Source organism: Robertmurraya kyonggiensis, assembly GCF_005116465.1.
Classification (GTDB): domain Bacteria; phylum Bacillota; class Bacilli; order Bacillales; family Cytobacillaceae; genus Robertmurraya; species Robertmurraya kyonggiensis.
Genome location: NZ_SWBM01000003.1, coordinates 425938 through 444980, shown reverse-complemented (window position 1 = coordinate 444980; position 19043 = coordinate 425938). Strand labels below are relative to the sequence as shown.

At 38.7% G+C, this 19043-nt stretch carries 15 protein-coding genes; 14 read left to right on the top strand and 1 reads right to left on the bottom strand.

What is annotated here, in order from left to right:
* The first annotated feature begins 463 nt into the window (after positions 1 to 463).
* The 14 genes from FA727_RS15920 to FA727_RS24090 all read left to right on the top strand — a co-directional run bounded on the left by FA727_RS15920 (position 464) and on the right by FA727_RS24090 (position 17245).
* A complete protein-coding gene (locus FA727_RS15920) occupies positions 464 to 1468 on the top strand; it encodes an ABC transporter substrate-binding protein (RefSeq protein WP_136832476.1) in 1005 nt (334 codons plus the stop codon).
* A gap of 61 nt (positions 1469 to 1529) precedes the next feature.
* Positions 1530 to 2882, top strand: a complete 1353-nt coding sequence (locus FA727_RS15915; RefSeq protein WP_136832474.1) for an MFS transporter — start codon at positions 1530 to 1532, stop codon at positions 2880 to 2882.
* Positions 2883 to 3075: 193 nt separating this feature from the next.
* Positions 3076 to 4014, top strand: a complete 939-nt coding sequence (locus FA727_RS15910; protein WP_306461676.1) for an ArsR/SmtB family transcription factor — start codon at positions 3076 to 3078, stop codon at positions 4012 to 4014.
* A gap of 267 nt (positions 4015 to 4281) precedes the next feature.
* Complete coding sequence (locus FA727_RS15905; RefSeq protein WP_136832470.1) at positions 4282 to 6045, top strand: glycoside hydrolase family 2 protein; 1764 nt, start codon at positions 4282 to 4284, stop codon at positions 6043 to 6045.
* 192 nt (positions 6046 to 6237) lie between these two features.
* Positions 6238 to 7500: an ABC transporter substrate-binding protein gene (locus FA727_RS15900; protein WP_136832468.1), complete on the top strand. Its 1263-nt coding sequence runs from the start codon at positions 6238 to 6240 to the stop codon at positions 7498 to 7500.
* A gap of 113 nt (positions 7501 to 7613) precedes the next feature.
* Positions 7614 to 8546 (top strand): carbohydrate ABC transporter permease, encoded by a 933-nt coding sequence (locus FA727_RS15895; protein WP_246041921.1) that lies wholly within the window; start codon positions 7614 to 7616, stop codon positions 8544 to 8546.
* Between the two features lie 12 nt (positions 8547 to 8558).
* Entirely contained in the window at positions 8559 to 9395 is an 837-nt protein-coding gene (locus FA727_RS15890) for a carbohydrate ABC transporter permease (protein WP_136832466.1), read from the top strand.
* 35 nt (positions 9396 to 9430) lie between these two features.
* The gene (locus FA727_RS15885; protein ID WP_136832464.1) at positions 9431 to 9850 is read left to right on the top strand and encodes a hypothetical protein; all 420 of its coding nucleotides are present in this window, start codon (positions 9431 to 9433) and stop codon (positions 9848 to 9850) included.
* A 129-nt stretch (positions 9851 to 9979) separates the two neighbouring features.
* Positions 9980 to 10930, top strand: a complete 951-nt coding sequence (locus FA727_RS15880; RefSeq protein WP_136832462.1) for a glycoside hydrolase family 43 protein — start codon at positions 9980 to 9982, stop codon at positions 10928 to 10930.
* A 170-nt stretch (positions 10931 to 11100) separates the two neighbouring features.
* Complete coding sequence (locus FA727_RS15875) at positions 11101 to 11718, top strand: YesL family protein (RefSeq protein WP_136832460.1); 618 nt, start codon at positions 11101 to 11103, stop codon at positions 11716 to 11718.
* Between the two features lie 33 nt (positions 11719 to 11751).
* On the top strand, positions 11752 to 13548 hold the full coding sequence (locus FA727_RS15870) for a glycoside hydrolase family 2 protein (RefSeq protein ID WP_136832458.1): 1797 nt from the start codon (positions 11752 to 11754) through the stop codon (positions 13546 to 13548).
* 682 nt (positions 13549 to 14230) lie between these two features.
* The gene (locus FA727_RS15865; protein WP_136832456.1) at positions 14231 to 15238 is read left to right on the top strand and encodes a LacI family DNA-binding transcriptional regulator; all 1008 of its coding nucleotides are present in this window, start codon (positions 14231 to 14233) and stop codon (positions 15236 to 15238) included.
* A gap of 90 nt (positions 15239 to 15328) precedes the next feature.
* On the top strand, positions 15329 to 17014 hold the full coding sequence (locus tag FA727_RS15860; protein ID WP_136832454.1) for a glycoside hydrolase family 13 protein: 1686 nt from the start codon (positions 15329 to 15331) through the stop codon (positions 17012 to 17014).
* 54 nt (positions 17015 to 17068) lie between these two features.
* A complete protein-coding gene (locus tag FA727_RS24090; RefSeq protein ID WP_281280904.1) occupies positions 17069 to 17245 on the top strand; it encodes a glycosyl hydrolase family 65 domain-containing protein in 177 nt (58 codons plus the stop codon).
* Between the two features lie 410 nt (positions 17246 to 17655).
* Here the strand turns inward: FA727_RS24090 and FA727_RS15850 are convergent, their stop codons facing one another.
* On the bottom strand, positions 17656 to 18984 hold the full coding sequence (locus tag FA727_RS15850) for a radical SAM/SPASM domain-containing protein (protein ID WP_136832450.1): 1329 nt from the start codon (positions 18982 to 18984) through the stop codon (positions 17656 to 17658).
* Positions 18985 to 19043 lie beyond the last annotated feature (59 nt).

Here is a 19043-nt window from a genome sequence, read left to right as displayed (position 1 = left end):
TTGAGAATTTCTAATGAATAGTGACCGCATGGGAGCTTCATGAAGACACTATTTGAGAATTTCTGGTGAAAAATGTCCGCATGGGAGCTCCATGAAGACACTATTTGAGAGTTTCTAATGAATAGTGACCGCATGGGAGCTTCATGAAGACACTATTTGAGAATTTCTGGTGAAAAATGTCCGCATGGGAGCTCCATGAAGACACTATTTGAGAGTTTCTAATGAAGAATGTCCGCAGGAGAGCTTCATGAAGACACTGTATGAATTTCTAATGAATAGTGTCCGCATGGGCGTTCTATAAAGACACTATTTCAAGATTTCTGGAGAATTATGTCTTCATGCCGAGCCCGCGCTTTAACCACCAGGCACCGATCAAAATAACAAAGACAAGACCTCCCAAACAGGTATCTAAATGCATTTGGGATTAACCATGATCTCACATAGTCGAGAGGAGAAAAAATACATGCGTCATGCTTTCATAAAAAAAATCTCAGGTATTGGAATCATCGTTTTCCTTATTCTTATCATTTTTCTTCAAGGGTGTTCCAAGGGGAATGACACTTCGGTAAAAACGACATCGGGTGAAAACAAAGTACCAGAGGTGTTGAACCTTGGATATATCGGCATCAACAAATTGAATCTTCCAAGTGGGGCAGAAGGCTGGGGCCTACATAAGGGAATTATCCAAGAAAAACTGAAGAAACATGGAATTAAGGAAATTAATCTAACGGCCTTCCCGAATGGACCTGATTTAAACGAATCTCTAATTAGTGGACGATTGAATGTGGGGAATCTGGGAGACACACCTGCGATTCTAGCAAAATCAACAGGAGCGGATACTCGATTAGTATCACAGCCTCACAAGAATCTAATTGGTTATATTATTGGGAAGAAGGATGGTCCAAAAACGATTAAAGATTTAGAAGGAAAGACGATTGCCATTCAAAAAGGTTCTTTTATGCACCGTTACATTGTTGGATTGCTAAAAAGTGAAGGAGTCAAGAACTATAACTTAGTGCATATGCTCCGTCCAGATGGGGAAGCTGCACTTGCACGAGGAGAAGTCGATGCGATGACCAACAATGGGGAATTCGCGCTTAAGTTAATTGAACAAGGATTTCCACATATCGATGATGCGAGCCAAAGTCCTGAACTACTAGGTTCTAGAGTAACAGTTGTATCGGGAGAATACCTGAAACAATTCCCAGACTTCCCGAAAGTCTGGAATGAAGCCGTAAAAAAATCGTTAGAAGACTTAAAACAGCATGAAGATGAATATTATGAATTAATCGCTGAAATTGGTGAAACAACACCTGACATCATCAAGATTACCGATCCGATCGAATGGCAGGAAGAGGAGCCGTTTACGGATGAAGGATTAGAGCTATTGAATGGGACGAAGGATTTTCTTGTAGAAGAAAAATTGGCTCAAAAAGATTTTGATATCAATGAGTGGATTGTAAAGTAAGGAGATAGGAGTGTAACGGCATTTCATAGCTGTTGCACTTCTTCATTTTAAAGATAGGGATGTGGCGGAGATCAAGATAAAACTTATGATTGCTGTTGCCTTCGGGGTGATGCTAAATCCTTTAAATACGACGATGATTTCAGTGGCTCTATCACGTATGCAGGACGATCTTCAGCTTTCTTTTACGGACGTTTCCTGGTTAATAGCAACCTACTATATCGGAAGTGCCATCGGCCAGCCGATTATGGGAAGTCTCAGTGATCGATTTGGTAGAAAGAGATTTTTCTTGATGGGGTTATTCTTGGTGGCTCTTGCCTCTTTTTTAGCACCGTTATCCCCTAATCTAGGTTGTTTAATTGTCTTTCGATTAATCCAGGCAATTGGTAGTTCGATGTTGTATCCGGCAGGAATGGCGACGCTTCGACACGTCATTACGGAAAGGCAAGCGAAGTATTTCGGCATCTTAAGTATTTTCTCCTCTACTTCAGCAGCTTTGGGACCATCGATCGGGGGTCTCTTAATTAGTGTTTGGGATTGGGAAGCACTCTTTTTCATCAACTTCCCGTTTGTGATTACGTCTTTCATTCTCACATTCAAGTATTTTCCGAAGGATAGCAAAAACACTGATAGGGGTTATAAATTTGATGTCGGGGGAATCATCCTTTTTATTCTTGCGATTACGAGTCTATTAATTGTTCTTTCGTTGAAAGAGAATTTCCATTTGGTATGGTTGCTCGTACCAGTCGTACTTATTTTTGCCTTTTATTCTTATGAAAAAAAGCAGCCGAATGCGATTATTGATGTTCGTTCTCTTGTAGAAAAAACTGAGGTAACTGTCGTCTATATTCAATATATGCTGGTGAATATGTTGTTCTATTCCTTGCTATTTGGCATCCCGACCTATTTGCAAAATGTTCATCACTTTCAAGCGGGGGTAACGGGTTTAGTAATGTTGTCGATATCTGGGTTTGGCATTATTATTTCGCCATTAGCGGGTATGTGGATTGACCGAGCGGATTCTTCTAAACCCGTGGTTCTGGTTGGAGCTATCTTTGCGATCGCCGGTTCTGCCTTACTCTTCACGATTGGAAACGTGACTTCTCCCATTGTGATATTCCTCATCCTATCCATATTGGGATGTAGCAATGGATTGAATAATATTGGACTGCAAACGGCATTATATGCTGTTGTCGAGCCTGCTGAGACAGGTGCCGCATCGGGGTTGTTCATGACCTCAAGGTTCCTAGGAACAATTTTTTCCTCGAGTATTTTAGGAAATGTCTTTGCAAAGCAAGTCACAACAGCTAATTTTCATTACATTGCTCTGGCAGGTGGGATAATTGGAATACTTTGTCTATTACTAGCTTTCCGTATGAAACCCATACAAAAATATCAATATAATTTAAAAGCTTGAATAATATAAGGTGATGAGTCTATGGCCAATTTATGATTTGGAATAGATTCGTCACATTTTTGTTGAAAAGGCATTCATTTCATACAAATATTTAGTATTTAAAATATGGATATTTACAGCTTTTTTGTTTATATTAGAAGAAAGGTATGTAAATATTGAAATAGATTGCTGGGGAACATGTTAATTTGGAGGAATGAACTTGCTTGAACTATCATTGGAAAAGCCAGAAACCTTGCAACGGATCGCTCACGCGCTATCATCAGAAGTGCGATTACAGATAATTAATCTACTAAATAAAGATAATATGAACGTCAATCAATTGGCGGAAAGCTTAGGAATCCCAGTTTCAACTACAGCGTCTCATGTTAAAATCCTTGAAAAGTCAGGATTAATTAATACAGAACTTCGTCCAGGTAGTAGAGGTGCGATGAAGGTTTGTAAACGAAATTTTGATGATATTCATATCCAATTAAATAATGAAGAGAACTTTATGAAAAAGTCTCAGAATCATAGATATTTTGAATTTGAAATGCCGATTGGCCAGTATGTTAATTTTGAAGTGGCTCCTACTTGTGGGATGGCGAATCATGATGGAATGCTGATACCAGCAGATGATCCGGTGCATTTTTATAGTCCGGATCGTTCGAAAGCTCAAATAATCTGGACACGAAAGGGATATTTTGAGTACAAATTTCCATTGCTGATTCCAGTAGGAAAAAACATATCTTCTGTTCAGTTTTCTTTGGAGCTTTGTTCAGAAGCTCCGAACTATGACCATAATTGGCCATCGGATATTACCGTATGGATTAACGAAGTGGAAATCGGAACATGGACAAGTCCTGGGGACTATGGGGACCGTCCGGGAAAATTGAATCCGAAATACTGGAGTGAATTAACAAGCACACAGTATGGTACTTTAAATACGTGGAAAGTAACAGATAAAAATACAACGATTAATGATATATATCTTTCAGAAGTGAAGCTTGATGATATCGGGATCTTTAATCATATGTTTATATCCTTTAAGATTGGTGTTAAGGATAATGCTATTCATAAAGGTGGAATCAACTTATTCGGCCGTGAATTTGGTGACTATCCACAGGATATTAAATTATCAATTGAATACTCATGAGTGAATCTTAAAAATAGGCAAGTGGAGAGATGTATTTTCTCCACTTGTTTTTGTGTTCTCTGAGGAACAATTTATCGAATACAAACAAAAAATATGAATTAAAACAAAAATATATTAAAAATTATAAAAAATACCAGTAATTTTATTGACAAAAGAAAAATGAAAGCGTTTAATTATTGATAAGTGGTATTAATACATATTTTTTGTACGAATTGGATTGATTTTTTCCAAAGACGAAAAACAAACAACAGAGGGAGAGTATTTAAGATGACGACGACTGTAACGACATATCAAAGAACTGAATATCCGAGACCACAATTTCAGCGTCAATCCTGGATCAACTTAAATGGGAGTTGGAAATTCGCATTCGATGACCAAAATATTGGTGAAAAAGGATTGTGGTTTGAGAAGTCTTCTTTTACAACAGAGATACAAGTGCCTTTTACATATGAAACAAAAGCTAGCGGGATTGGGGAACAGAAGTTTCATCCATATATTTGGTATCAAAGAACGTTTGAAATTCCAAAAGATGAAATAGGTAAAAAAACCATACTTAGATTTCAAGCCTCTGACTACATCACAAAGGTATGGGTGAATGGAATCTATATTGGCGATCATACTGGAGGCTATGCAGCATTTTCTTTTGATATTAGCCATGCTATCGATCACACAAAAGAAAATGAAATCGTTGTAAAAGTAGAGGATAGCCAAAGTTGTTATCAGCCAAGAGGAAAGCAGCGTTGGAGAGAAGAGAATTTTGGTTGCTGGTATGTGCAAAATACAGGAATCTGGCAAACTGTTTGGCTGGAATTTTTAAATCAAGAAAGCATTGAAAAGATAAAAATCAGCCCAAATATCGATACGAATTCTGTTGTCTTTGATTATAAATTGAATGGAGATATGCCCAAAGATTCGAAACTAGAAACTACGATTCTATTTGCAGGTAAAAAAATAAAGCAATTTTCTATTATGCCGGATCGTCTAAATTTTAGTTTTGAAGTTAATATTGCGTCCGATTTGTTTGAATGGAAGATAATGCACTGGGCTCCGCAACATCCGAATTTGTACGATGTTCAATTCCGATTATATGTAGGAAGCGAACTTGTGGATGAAGTAGATTCGTATTTTGGGATGAGAAAAATTTCGATCAAGGACGGACAGGTGCTTTTAAACAATGTTCCGATATATCAAAGGCTTCTTTTAGACCAAGGATATTGGACTGATACAATGCTAACTCCTCCATCCGATGGGGCGATGATTGAAGACATCGAGAAAACAATTGAGATGGGCTTTAATGGGGTACGAAAACATCAAAAGATTGAAGATGAACGATTTTTATATTGGTGTGATAAGAAGGGGTTACTAGTTTGGTCCGAAATGGCAGCGACGTACGAGTTCTCAGATGAGGCAGTCAAGAACTTTACGAAGGAATGGTTGGAAATTATGCAACAACATTATAATCATCCTTCTATTATTACTTGGGTTCCATTTAATGAATCTTGGGGTATCCCGAATGTTCTTGTTGATAAGAAGCAGCAGAAATTCACCGAGGCAATCTATCATTTATCAAAAACAATCGACACAGAACGACCAGTAATCGTCAATGATGGTTGGGAGCACACTGTCTCGGATATTATTGCGTTACATGATTATGAAGAATTAGGTGAAGTGTTCTATGAGCGCTATAAAGACAAGGATCGCATTCTGAACAATGAGATTACCCATAACCATCACAAGTATGCATTTGCAAAAGGCTATGCTTATCAAGGACAGCCGGTCATGCTAACTGAATATGGTGGCATTGCTTTTAATGAAGGGAAAGGCTGGGGCTATGGTAATCAAGTAAAGAGTGAAGATGAATTTCTGCATCGATATGAATCTATTACGCAGGCTATCAAAAATACGCCATATATTTGTGGATTTTGTTATACGCAAATTACCGATGTGCAGCAAGAGGTAAACGGTTTGTTAACTGAAAATCGAGTACCAAAGGTAGCGTTAGAGAAAATTAAGGAAATTAACCTTAAATAATTTCTAGATGGAAAAGAAGTTAGTATAAACTCCTCTTGCTGAGTTATATAAAATTCAGCAAAAGGAATTTATATATAGTAAAATATTTTTTATTATTTATTCCTGAAATTTCTAAAAATGAATTTAATTAGGAGGAGGCGAGTTTTTAGCTTTAGGGTATCTGTTAGATAAAACAAATCAGGGGGAAAACCAATGAGGAAAATATCTTTATTAATATTCTCTATGCTTTTTGTAGTTACGCTAGTTTTGTCAGGTTGCAGTTCATCTAGTTCAGGCTCTCAATCTTCATCTAAAAACGAAATCGTCTTTTGGAATCCGTTCACAGGTCCAGATGGTGAAAATATGAAACAAATTGTAGAGGCTTATAACAAGACAAATCCAGAATTTAAAGTCAAAAATGTGTCAATGGTTGAAGCTGATATGTATACAAAGATTCCAACTGTAGTGAACTCAGGAAAAGGAATTCCGAATCTAACGATTGTACATGCTGAGAGAATTAAACAGTTTGTTGACAATGGAATGCTAACAAAGTTTGATGATCTGTTGGCTGATTATCCAGAACTTAAGGCTGAAAACTATGTACCGGCAGGATGGAATATTGGAGAAATTGATGGTAGTAGATATAGCCTGCCGTTAGATGTACATAGCTTTGTTATGTACTACAATAAAGATTTATTAGAAAAATATGCACCAAATGCACTCGATGATAATGTTATAACTTTTGATGAAATAAGAGAAGCTGGAGAAAAATCCAAAAAGGACAAGATTGCGGGTATTGGTATAACTTGGACTCGACCAATCTTCCTATCAATCTACAATCAACTTGGTGGAGATATTACTAGTGATGGTGAAACTCCAACACTTGAAACTCCAGAAGCCAAGGAAGCGCTTCAATTATTAAAAGGATTAGTAGATGATAAGATTACGAACAAGGATGGAGAAGACCCAGGTCAATTATTCAAATCAGGTAAAGCTATTTTTTATCCAGAAGGTATTTGGATGCAAAATAGCGTAAAAGAAGCAAAAAATTTAAACTGGGGTCTAACAAGCTTCCCTCAGGTTTCACCTGATAAAATTGTAAACTGGACGTCCTCTCATCAATTCGTTATGTTTAACGACGAAAATCGCTCAGAAGAGAATACTAAGGGGATCATGGCTTTCCTTGATTTTGTTAGAGAAAATTCACTTCCATGGGCTAAAGCTGGTCAGAATCCAGCAGCATTAGAAACTTTAGAAAATCCTGAATATAAAGAACTGCCACAGGCTTTCTTAATTGAAAATCCTGAAATGCAGCAAACTCTTAAAATCTTTGATTATAAGTACAATGGCTTTGTGGTGGAAGAGGTTGATAAATTAGTCGGTGATGCTATATTTGGAAAATTAGATATCGACAAAGGGCTTAAGGCCGCTCAAAAAGCAGTTGAGGATAAAATTAAAACCAATAATAAGAAATAAGATTGCTAGATATTAGTTTGTTAATTGGTGTTAGCAGAATTATAGAGAAATCCTTATAAGTTCATAAGGATTTCTCTCTCTATTCGATTACTTAAGAATAGGAGCTAAAATTTATGATCAATACTGGAGTGAACAAAGAATTTAATATGTCTGCTGGTATAGAAAAGAATCCTAGTAAAAAAAGTTTTAAACTTTCCCCATATCTATACATTGGACCACATCTAATATTATTTACGATCTTTTTTCTTTTTCCCACTTTATATGGTATATATATTTCATTTACCAACTGGGATCTAATAGGGGCTCCTGAATTTGTAGGTTTCGCTAATTATCAGGAAATATTGTTTAATCAAGATTCTACATTTTATGATCAATTACGTACTGGATTGGGTAATACCTTCAAATTTGTGTTGTTTACGGTTCCGGCTTGTATTATTGTTCCTTTGCTGTTAGCTGCAGGTCTTAACGCGAAACCGAAGGGATTGAAATTTTTTCAGGCACTATTTTATATGCCGACGTTATTTTCAGTTTCTGCCGTCATGATTATTTTTTCAATGCTTTTTAGTGTTTCTTTTGGCCCTATCAATCATTATCTAAGTGTTGATACGAACTGGTTAGCGACACAACCATACTCTTGGATTGCATTAGTTACTGTTACTGTCTGGTGGACAATCGGTGCAAATATGATTATTTATCAGGCTGCACTAAACGGAATTTCAAAAGATTTATATGAGGCAGCTTCAATAGATGGAGCAAATAGTTTTCAAAGATTTTTTAGAATTACTCTACCTAGTATTAGAGCGCAAATATTATATACTGTCGTCATTACAACTATTTCGCAATTTAATGTATATGGGCAGCCGCTCATGTTAACAAAAGGTGGGCCGACAAGCTCGACTACCGTTTTATTAATGTACATTCAAGAGAACGCATTTGGTACTGGAATTTCAATAGCTGGTATTGGAGCGGCTATGGCTGTTATTCTGGGTCTGTGTATTATGGTTGTTTCTGCGATCCAATTTATCTTTTTAAGACAACGGGATTAGGAGGTGCTTACCATGAAGAAAACAGGGATTTCAAAAATTGTTGCTTTCATCTTTTTGTTATTAATGGCTTTTATATGGATTGTCCCGGTCCTGTATACAAGTATCACCTCCTTTAAAAGTGAGGCGGATATTCAAACCAATGCTTTTACGATTTTACCGATCAATTGGGTTATTGGTAATTACCAGGATGTCCTTTTTGATAACACAAGTGCTCCAGTAGCGAAATGGTTTATGAACTCGCTCATTATATCGGTATCACAAACGATATTAGTACTAGTAATCGTTTCTTTAGCCGCTTATGCATATTCCAGAATGAAATTTAAGGGACGAGATGCTATCTTTGTCTTTTTGATGGCAACGATGATGTTTCCGGCAGTCGTAAATCTTATCCCGCTCTATAATATTGTTGATAAGTTGGGGTGGGTAAATAATTATTTAGCTGCGATTGTTCCGGGGGCAGCGGGAGTGTTTAATATCTTTCTAGTAAGACAGTTTATGAAAGGGATTCCAATGGATTTTGATGAATCAGCGAGAGTGGATGGTGCTTCTGATTTTCAGATATTCCTTAAACTGATTTTGCCACTAATAAAACCTGTACTGACAGTTGTAGCATTGTTCACATTTACAGCCTCTTGGAATGACTTCTTATGGCCATCGATTGTGTTTAATGATGTTGAAAAAATGCCAATTACACCAGGATTACAATTACTTCAAGGAATGTACGCGCTCGATGTGGCGCATGCTTTAACTGGGGCACTGGTAGCGATCGTTCCAACCTTTATCCTTTACTTATTCACACAAAAATACTTCATGGAATCACTCTCTTTATCATCTGGTGTGAAAGGATAATAAAAACATAATCTGCCTGTTAAGGAGGTTTCAGGGTGAATAGAAAGCTAGAGAGAAGACTAGTTATGGTTGGTTCTGTATGGCAGATCGTCTCAGGTCTCCTTACCATTTTTGTTTTTGCCTCTTATATAAAAAATGAAGGTTTGAATTCTAATTATAATACCTTTGCAAAATTGGAGGCTGCGCAATCCATTTTTGGAAGTATGTATATGTTCTCGGTTAGCTTTGGGATGCTATTTGTTATATTGGGGATCGTAAACATTGTTATGGCGAAATCACTGAAGGATGATCAAACAGAAGTTAAAAAACCTATCTGGTTTATCCTAGTGGGGATTGCCTCCTATCTATTAATGGATCTATTAGGCTCTTTGCTGTTTTTATCGGCAGGAGTTTTAGCATTAGCAAAAAATAAACCTATATCAAAGCTAGTAAACTATGAAATTCAAAATCAATAGCTTTGAGGTATTCTTCAAAAGGGATTTTATTGATGCCGATTCTAGTAAACTTTACGTTAACCATTTCCATTTCTTTTTACATTGAAGGAATTACCTTAACGGGAATGAAGGGATAAGAGGTGATTGCACATGCTAAAGGCGAAAACATTTGCGAATCCGATTGTCAGAAATGCAGCTGATCCGTGGGTACTAAAACACAATCACCTATATTATTTTATGGCGACAAAACGTGACCATATAGAGCTGATTCAATCGACAAGTCTGTCAGGTATCGATTCCGGCCATAAGAAAACAATCTGGATTCCCGAACCATCTGGTCAGTATAGCTACAACTTATGGGCTCCGGAAATTCATCGTCTAGATGATAAGTGGTACATCTACTATACCGCGAATGATGGAGGCGGAGATGAATCTAGAAGAGTATGTGTGTTAGAAAATGTTGCGGATGACCCGATGACAGGTGAGTGGGTTTGGAAGGGTGCGCTACCAACTCCGAGCCCGGGGTTGGATGGTACGGTTTTCGAATGGCAAGACCAATATTATTTCTTATACGCAGGGTATGGTCACTTCCCTGACTATGGGTCAGCGATTTATATTATGAAAATGCTAAATCCTTGGACACTAGCTGGAGAACAGGTTATGCTGACGGCTCCAACATTGGATTGGGAGAAGCAAGGTGGCATGGCGATAAATGAGGGGCCAGTTATCTTAAGACGTAATGGATTTGTTTTTCTAGTTTACTCTGCAAGTACCACGTGGTCCGAAGATTATGCTCTGGGGATGCTAACGATGAAGGAAGCATCCGATCCAATGAATCCTTCATCCTGGACGAAGTGCCAACAACCTGTATTTCGTAAGAGTGTTGAGAACAAGGTGTTTGCGACAGGACACAATAGTTTTACAAAGTCACAAGATGATCAGGAAGATTGGATTGTTTATCATGCCCTTTCAGCACCTGGAGAGGACACGATTTTCCGTTCTACTCGTATCCAAAAGTTTGATTGGAATGAAGACGGTACGCCTAACTTCGGAGTTCCTCTTGCTGATGATGCGGAAGTGGAATTGCCGTCGGGGGAATAAATATTCTCAAATAAAAAGCTGTCTACATGTTCTACTTATACGAAATGACCTGACATCCAAATGTATAGGTCATTTTTCCATCTTTCTATATCGGATTTTTCCTAATTTTAATATAATTGTTTTGAGCGATAATTTTTATTTTTCGCACCTACATCTAAGGACTGGTGAAAATGAATAATATCCTGAATAACAAGTTTTATTTACTTTGGGAAAAAGCAGCTAACTTTTTTCTTCTGAATCTATTGTGGGTGATTGCATGTATCCCAATTGTCACCATTTTTCCCGCCACAGCAGCCATGTATGGCGTTATTCGAGAATGGAAGATGGATGGAGAGACAAGTGTTTTTAGGCCTTTTTGGAACAACTTTAAGCTTCATTTTAAAAAGAGCTTACTATTCGAAATCATTTGGGTGGTAATCGCTAGTCTTCTATTCTATGATTTTCAAATTGTATTCCAAATGACTTCGGCAGGGTTCATCCCGGTTAAAATCCTTTTAGTCTTAATCACAGCAACCTTTTTATGTATGAGTACGCTTTTATTCCCACTGATTGTTCAATACGATTCGAAACTAAAAGATAGCATCAAAAACATGTTTATTATCTCGTTTGCCTACTTTCCAACAACTTTGTTGATTGTGATTAGCGGAGTGATACTATTCTTAGTTGTGTATATTCTACCAATTACTCTCTTTATTTTGGTCAGCCTTTATGGGTATCTAAATTTCCATTTAAGTCATCAAGTGTTTACAAAAATCGAAAAGTACCGATTATCAGTATCTAACAAGTAAACGTTTACACATATCTTTAGGGGAGGATTCATAATGACATTTCGTACAGAGTACCCGAGACCACAATTTGTGCGTCAGAAATGGTTAAATTTGAATGGGGTTTGGGATTTTACTTTTGATGATGAAAAAAAGGGAACGGAAGAAAAATGGTTTAAAGAGCAGAGTGTGGCCTTTAATCAACAAATTAACGTACCGTTTGCTTATCAAACGAAATTAAGTGGTATTGAAGATTCTACTTTCCATGATGTTGTCTGGTATCGTCGTCAATTTGAAGTTCCTACGAACTGGCAAGGTCAACGTGTTGTACTACACTTTGGAGCGGTGGATTATCGTGCCTGGGTGTATGTGAATGAGCAGTTGGTTGGATTCCATGAAGGTGGGCATGTCGGTTTTCAATTTGATATTACCGACTACTTACAGGGTGGAAAAGAAATGCTTGTTGTTCGAGTCGAGGATCCTTCCACCGATGAAACGATTCCTCGTGGGAAACAATTTTGGGTGGAAAAATCCGATGCGATTTGGTACACACGAACGACTGGAATCTGGCAAACGGTCTGGCTCGAGCCCGTGAGCCAGACTCATATTAAGAAGCTTAAATTCACTCCGAATGTGGATGAAGGGGAAGTCATCGTAGAATGTGAAGTCGATGGAGATTATGACCAGGCTAGGGTAGAGATGGAGATCCTTTTTAAAGGAGAAAAGATCGCAAAAGAACTACTTGAACTGCAAGAGCCATACCACCGTCATTCAATTAATCTTTTTAATCGGAAAATCTTTCGAACAAGCTTCCATAATGATGGATGGGCATGGACTCCGGAGAATCCGAACATTTTCGATGTAAAAGTTTCGCTTCTTCAAGGGGAGTCAGTAGTAGATGAGCTTCAATCATATTTTGGGATGAGAAAGGTTCATTCTGAACACGGAATGGTCTATCTTAATAATCGACCTTATTATCAAAAGCTTGTTCTCGACCAAGGCTATTGGCCAGAGGGTTTGTTAACGGCGCCAACCGATGAAGACTTGAAGAAGGATATTGAGCTCGCGAAGGAAATGGGCTTTAACGGTTGTCGGAAGCATCAAAAAGTAGAAGACCCGCGTTTCCTTTATTGGGCAGATCAGCTAGGATTCTTGGTATGGGGTGAATGTGCGGCTTCACCTTCTTATAGTGAGGACGCTGTGGCACGTCTGACGAAGGAGTGGATTGAAATTGTTGAGCGCGATTATAGCCATCCATCGATTGTGGCATGGGTCCCGATTAATGAAAGTTGGGGCGTACCGCATATTCGTTCGAACCGTCAGCAACAGCACCACTCATTGGCGATGTATCATCTGATTCATTCCCTTGACCCAACTCGTCTCGTCATCTCAAATGATGGCTGGGAGTTAACAAAATCAGATATTTGCGCAGTTCATAATTATAATCACGGGAATAAAGATGAAATTGCAAAATATGAGAAATTTAAAGAAGATCTCGCAACAAAAGATGGAATTCTTCATTCTCAGCCAGCGAGACGTGGCATTTATGCCAATGGATTTGAACATGAAGGGGAGCCGATTTTACTTACGGAATTTGGAGGAATCGGCTTTAAAGTCGATGATGCGAATGGATGGGGATATACTTCAGTTGCGAATGTGGAAGATTATCTAGCTGATTACAAACGAATTATGGAGGCTATCTATAGTTCGAAGATTTTATTTGGCTACTGTTACACTCAATTAACTGACGTTGAACAAGAAATTAACGGAATCCTAACCTATGACCGCAAGCCAAAATGCGACCTGAAAGAGATTAAGCGCATTAATGACATGTGGCATCCGGATACAATCTAACCCGAGGGTGGCGAATAGTGATGGCGCGGAAAAAATGTTGATGTTTCTTTTAGAATATCAATTTTATAAAAAGCTAGAGTTATCAATTGTCTCGAAGTATTCATGCGGACACTATTTGCATGCTTACTTCGAATAGTGTCTTCATGTGAGCTCTTCATGCGGACACTATTTGCATGCTTACTTCGAATAGTGTCTTCATGAGCTCTTCATGCGGACACTATTTGCATGCTTACTTCGAATAGTGTCTTCATGAGCTCTTCATGCGGACACTATTTGCATGCTTACTTCGAATAGTGTCTTCATGAACTCTTCATGCGGACACTATTTGCATGCTTACTTCGAATAGTGTCTCCATGCACTCTTCATGCGGACACTATTTATATGCTTACTTCGAATAGTGTCTTCATGCACTCTTCATGCGGACACTATTTGCATGCTTACTTCGAATAGTGTCTTCATGAGCTCTTCATGCGGACACTATTTATATGCTTACTTCGAATAGTGTCTTCATGAGCTCTTCATGCGGACACTATTTGCATCTTTCTTTCAATAGTTGTCCTCATGATGAACGAATTTAGGAAAAATTCCCTCTAAAAAAATAGATTGAAAGGGTTTTCACTATGTGATATTTTAATTACGTAAACGTTTTCTCTAATATTCAAAAATGCTGAGAAGGTGAGAGATGGCTTATACAATTAAGGATGTTGCCAAGGCGGCGAATGTATCAATAGCAACCGTCTCACGAATTTTAAATGGTCAGACAGGATATTCACTAAAGACGAAAAAGAAGGTCCTGGAGATTATTGAGGAGATGGGTTACCAACCCAATGCTATTGCGAGGGGCTTAATTAATAAAAAGACTCATACCATTGGCGTTTTGTTCCCGTTTTTGTCCGGAGCGCTCGTAACAGAGCTATTAAGGGGGATTGAAAAAGCGGCGAGTGCACATGGCTCAAGTGTCATCGTTTCTCACACCGAATCAGACGAGGAGAAAACGATGAAATATCTTCAACTGTTGAGTGAAAAACGTGTTGATGGAATCATCTTCACCAGTGAAGTAATGACAAAGCAATATTATGAGTTTATCAAGATAATGAATGTTCCCATTGTTTTATTATCAACCAAATCTGAAGTATTCCCGATTCCATACGTGAAGGTAGACGACTTTGAGGCTGCATATTCTGCTACAGAATATCTAATTAAAAAGGGTCATACCGAAATAGGGATGATTAGTGGACCTGATACGGATATGATTGCTGGAAAGCCAAGAATAGAAGGTTTTAAGAAAGCATTGCAGGACCATCAAATCTCATTTGATGATAAGAATATCGTCATAAGGGAAGGATTTATGTTCACTGAAGGTAAATTTGGGATGCTAAGCATGCTCGACCAAAAGCCTGATGTAACCGCTATCTTTGCAGCTAGTGATGAAATGGCAATTGGCGCGATGTTCACAGCTTATCAGTTTGGGATTAATGTACCCGATGATATCTCAATTATCGGCTACGATAATATTAATATAGCAAGCATGTCAATCCCACCATTAACGACTGTTCAACAGCCTTTTATGGAAATGGGTGAGAGTGCTGGCCATATGCTTCTGGAAATGATGGAAACAGACCAACTTTCCGAAAGCCGTATTTTAAAACACAGTATTGTGGAACGAAAGAGTGTAAAGGAAAAGATATAAAACTTTTCTTTTACATAGGCAATAACGTAAACGTTTAACCTACACAAACAATAGTAAAACTGAGTAAATTGCTCAATGGAGGGACTTACTATGGAGAAAACATGGTGGAAAGAAAGTGTTATTTATCAAATTTATCCCCGCAGCTTCAATGATTCGAATGGGGATGGAATCGGTGATCTAAAAGGGATCACGGAAAAACTTCCATATTTAAGTAAATTGGGGATTGATGTTATCTGGTTGTCGCCAGTGTATAAATCTCCAAATGATGATAATGGCTACGATATCTCTGATTACCGCAACATTATGGATGATTTCGGAACGATGGAAGATTTCGATGAAATGCTTGAAGAGGCTCATAAGCACGGCTTGAAAATTATGATGGACCTTGTGGTGAATCATTCGAGTGACGAGCATGAATGGTTCCAGCAATCTAAATCTTCTAAGGATAATCCATACCGTGATTATTATATTTGGAAAAAAGGTGAAAACGGCCAGCCTCCGACTAACTGGGGAGCTGCTTTTGGCGGAAGTGTCTGGGAATATGACGAGACAACCGGCGAATATTTCCTGCATCTTTTTAGTAAAAAACAGCCTGATTTGAACTGGGAAAATCCTGTTCTTAGACAAGAAGTATATGAAATGATGCGTTATTGGCTTGATAAGGGAATCGATGGGTTTCGTATGGACGTTGTCAATTTCATCTCCAAGGATACAAGTTATCCAGAGGGAGAAAAAGCAGAAGGTGCACTTTATGGAAATGGAGGACCACATTTTATGAATGGTCCTAGAATCCATGAATTCCTCCAAGAGATGAATCGTGAGGCATTAAGCAACTACGATACGATCACGGTTGGTGAAATGCCGGGCGTTAATGTGGAACAAGGGAAGCTGTATACAGGGGAAACGAGAAACGAACTGAATATGGTATTCCATTTTGAACATGTTGGTCTTGGTGATGGCAAACATGGGAAGTGGGATCCACAGGAGTGGAAACTAACTGATTTGAAAGAGATTTTTACCAAGTGGCAAAAAGGTCTTGAGAACGAAGGATGGAACAGCTTGTATTGGAGTAACCATGACCAGCCACGCGGGATTTCTCGCTGGGGCAATGACTCGGATGAGTACAGAGTCATTTCTGGAAAAATGATTGCAACTTGCCTTCATATGATGCAGGGAACGCCTTACATCTATCAAGGTGAAGAAATTGGCATGACGAATGTGAAGTTTGAAAGCATTGAGGATTATCGAGACATTGAAACCTTAAATGCTTACCGCGATTTGACGCCAAATTTCCTTTCCTATGATGAAATTTTTAAAGGGATTTATGAGCGCAGTCGTGATAACGCAAGAACGCCAATCCAGTGGGATGCAAGCGAGAATGCAGGCTTTACCGATGGAACGCCTTGGATTAATGTCAACTCGAATTATAAAGAAATCAATGCAGAAGCCGTTCTGGCGGATAAAGATTCGATTTTCTATTACTATCAAAAATTAATCCAGCTGCGTAAGAAAAATGAAGTGATTGTCTATGGTACCTACGATATTCTTCATGAAGATGATGAACAGATTTATGCTTTCACAAGAACGCTTGGGGAAGACAAACTTCTTGTCATCTGCAATTTCAGTGAGGATACGCCTGAATTTGTTTTACCAAAGAACATTGAGTTTTCAGCAAATGAAGTGCTGATATCCAACTATCATGTGGACGAAGCGCAAGCAATCGACAGATTCACCCTGAAGCCTTATGAAGCAAGGGTATATCGTTTAACAAAATAAAGTACTAGGGCTCTGACCTCACGACAGAAGAATCCTTGCAAAGGTTTATCGCCTGTGCTTCCCGCAGAGTGGAACTCACTCACGTTCCATTTGCAATACCTAGGCCGTACGATTCAAATCACGTTAAACAAAGAATCAACAAGCTATCTTCTAGAAGAAGGAGAAGCACTGACGATTCACCATGACGGTCAAGAAATCGCCCTTGAGACGGGGATTGAAGAGACGTTGTGATTGGAATAACAAAAAACTGCGTTTTTTATATAAAAAACGCAGTTTTTTCGTTGATTGAAAAATAACTGGAAAAGTTCCGTTTATATTGGAAAAACCCTATATTTGCATAAAAATAAAGGAGTTTTTTCCGCTTATCGTACCCAAATCATTGGATTTTCACTTATTTTGAGCCGTTAAGCGGAATATCTCCGCTAATATTGGCTTCTTAAGCTCCCTCTCGGTACTTTAACCGGAAATTTTCCGCCTATGAATACTCATTCCGGAATTCACATAACAAAAGGCCGGGTCCACCCATTGGACCCAGCCTTTTGTTGTACATTATTTCAAACTCCCCGGAACAGACTTCATAATCTTGCCAGTGTTTTGAGCGTTCACTGGAGATGTTGCTGGACGTAATACACGCATCGAATTCACCACCTTTCAAGACTGTTTTTCCAGATAAGATTTAAGACTTTTTTAATACTTCGTTTCTCATAAGGGCAAGGCGATTCACCAGTTCTCATGCGATATAACGGACAGTGATTCCCTTGGCAGGCAGGTCGGTAAAAACAGGACTGGCAGCCTTCATCGGTTTCTTCACCTGAGGTGACCCAGCCGGCGATTTTGTCATAGTCCAGGTCGAGTTGGCCGTCTTCGTGCAGGGTTCCAACTTTATTAAACTCTTCATTAAGCGAGAGGGTACATTTGTACAATTGTCCGTCTGACCCGACTACTAATGAGTTGGGCTTTGCTGAATAACAAACTGATGCAGATGGCATCATGGACCCCGATACCATTGAACTCATGTTGACTCCTTCGGTAATCGCCTCATCCGTCAGCTCCCAAATCTTGTTATCAGCCATGGTCCGACTGCAAACGGGGATGTCGTCATCGTTCTTTCCACCCCATTTGCCAACAGGTCGAAAGAGGATGCCGAACCGCTTGTCATCGGCAAAATGCTCTTTTAGGAATCTTGTTAATTCAGATGCCTCCTGCAAGTTATCCTCATCAAAATTGGTTCGAATGGTGATATCAAATGACCCAGATACCTCTTTTATCGCTAAAAGATTTTCGAGGATGGTATCAAAAGTTTTCCCGCCACCTGTTAAGTGTCTGCGACTATCGTGAACCTCGCCAATTCCATCGATGGTAATCATAAATTGATTGATATTCCAAGAGAGCAAGCGCTGAAACACTTCTTTTGTTAAAAGATAGCCATTTGTCACAAGGTCACAGGAATATTGGATATTCTGTTCCTGTGCAACTTCTAAGAATGATTCGGAAAGCTCCTCGATGACATCTAAGGCAATGAGTGGTTCTCCACCAAACCAGCTAATATGTAAATCAGTTAGAGTTGCCGCCTTTTGCTGCACGAACGATTTTAACCCGTTTCTGATTTTCCGATTCATGTTGCCACGTTCAAACGATTCGTAGCAATAGCTGCAACGGAAATTGCAAGCCTCAGTAGGCATAAGGACAAGATGCATCATATCGGTTCGATGTAGAGACTGGTGCAAAAATTGCGCCCTTCTTTTTTCATCGACTGTACTAGAAACGAGAAATCCGTTATTGACCAAGTCTTCTTGGATTTCGTTTTCTAATCGCTCCGTGCCAGCTCTTTTTAAAGAAGAGAGAACCGTTTCCTTTTCTGTATCGGAAAAATGAGCAATGGCACCTGTGTAACTATTAAATAGAACTAGCCCATCATCATCTGTACGAGATAAAGCATTAAATCGAGATGGAACATATGTATTTTTCATTTTTTCACAAACCTTCTTTTTTGATAGACAAAGAACATTATAGGGGTTTGTAGGTGGGG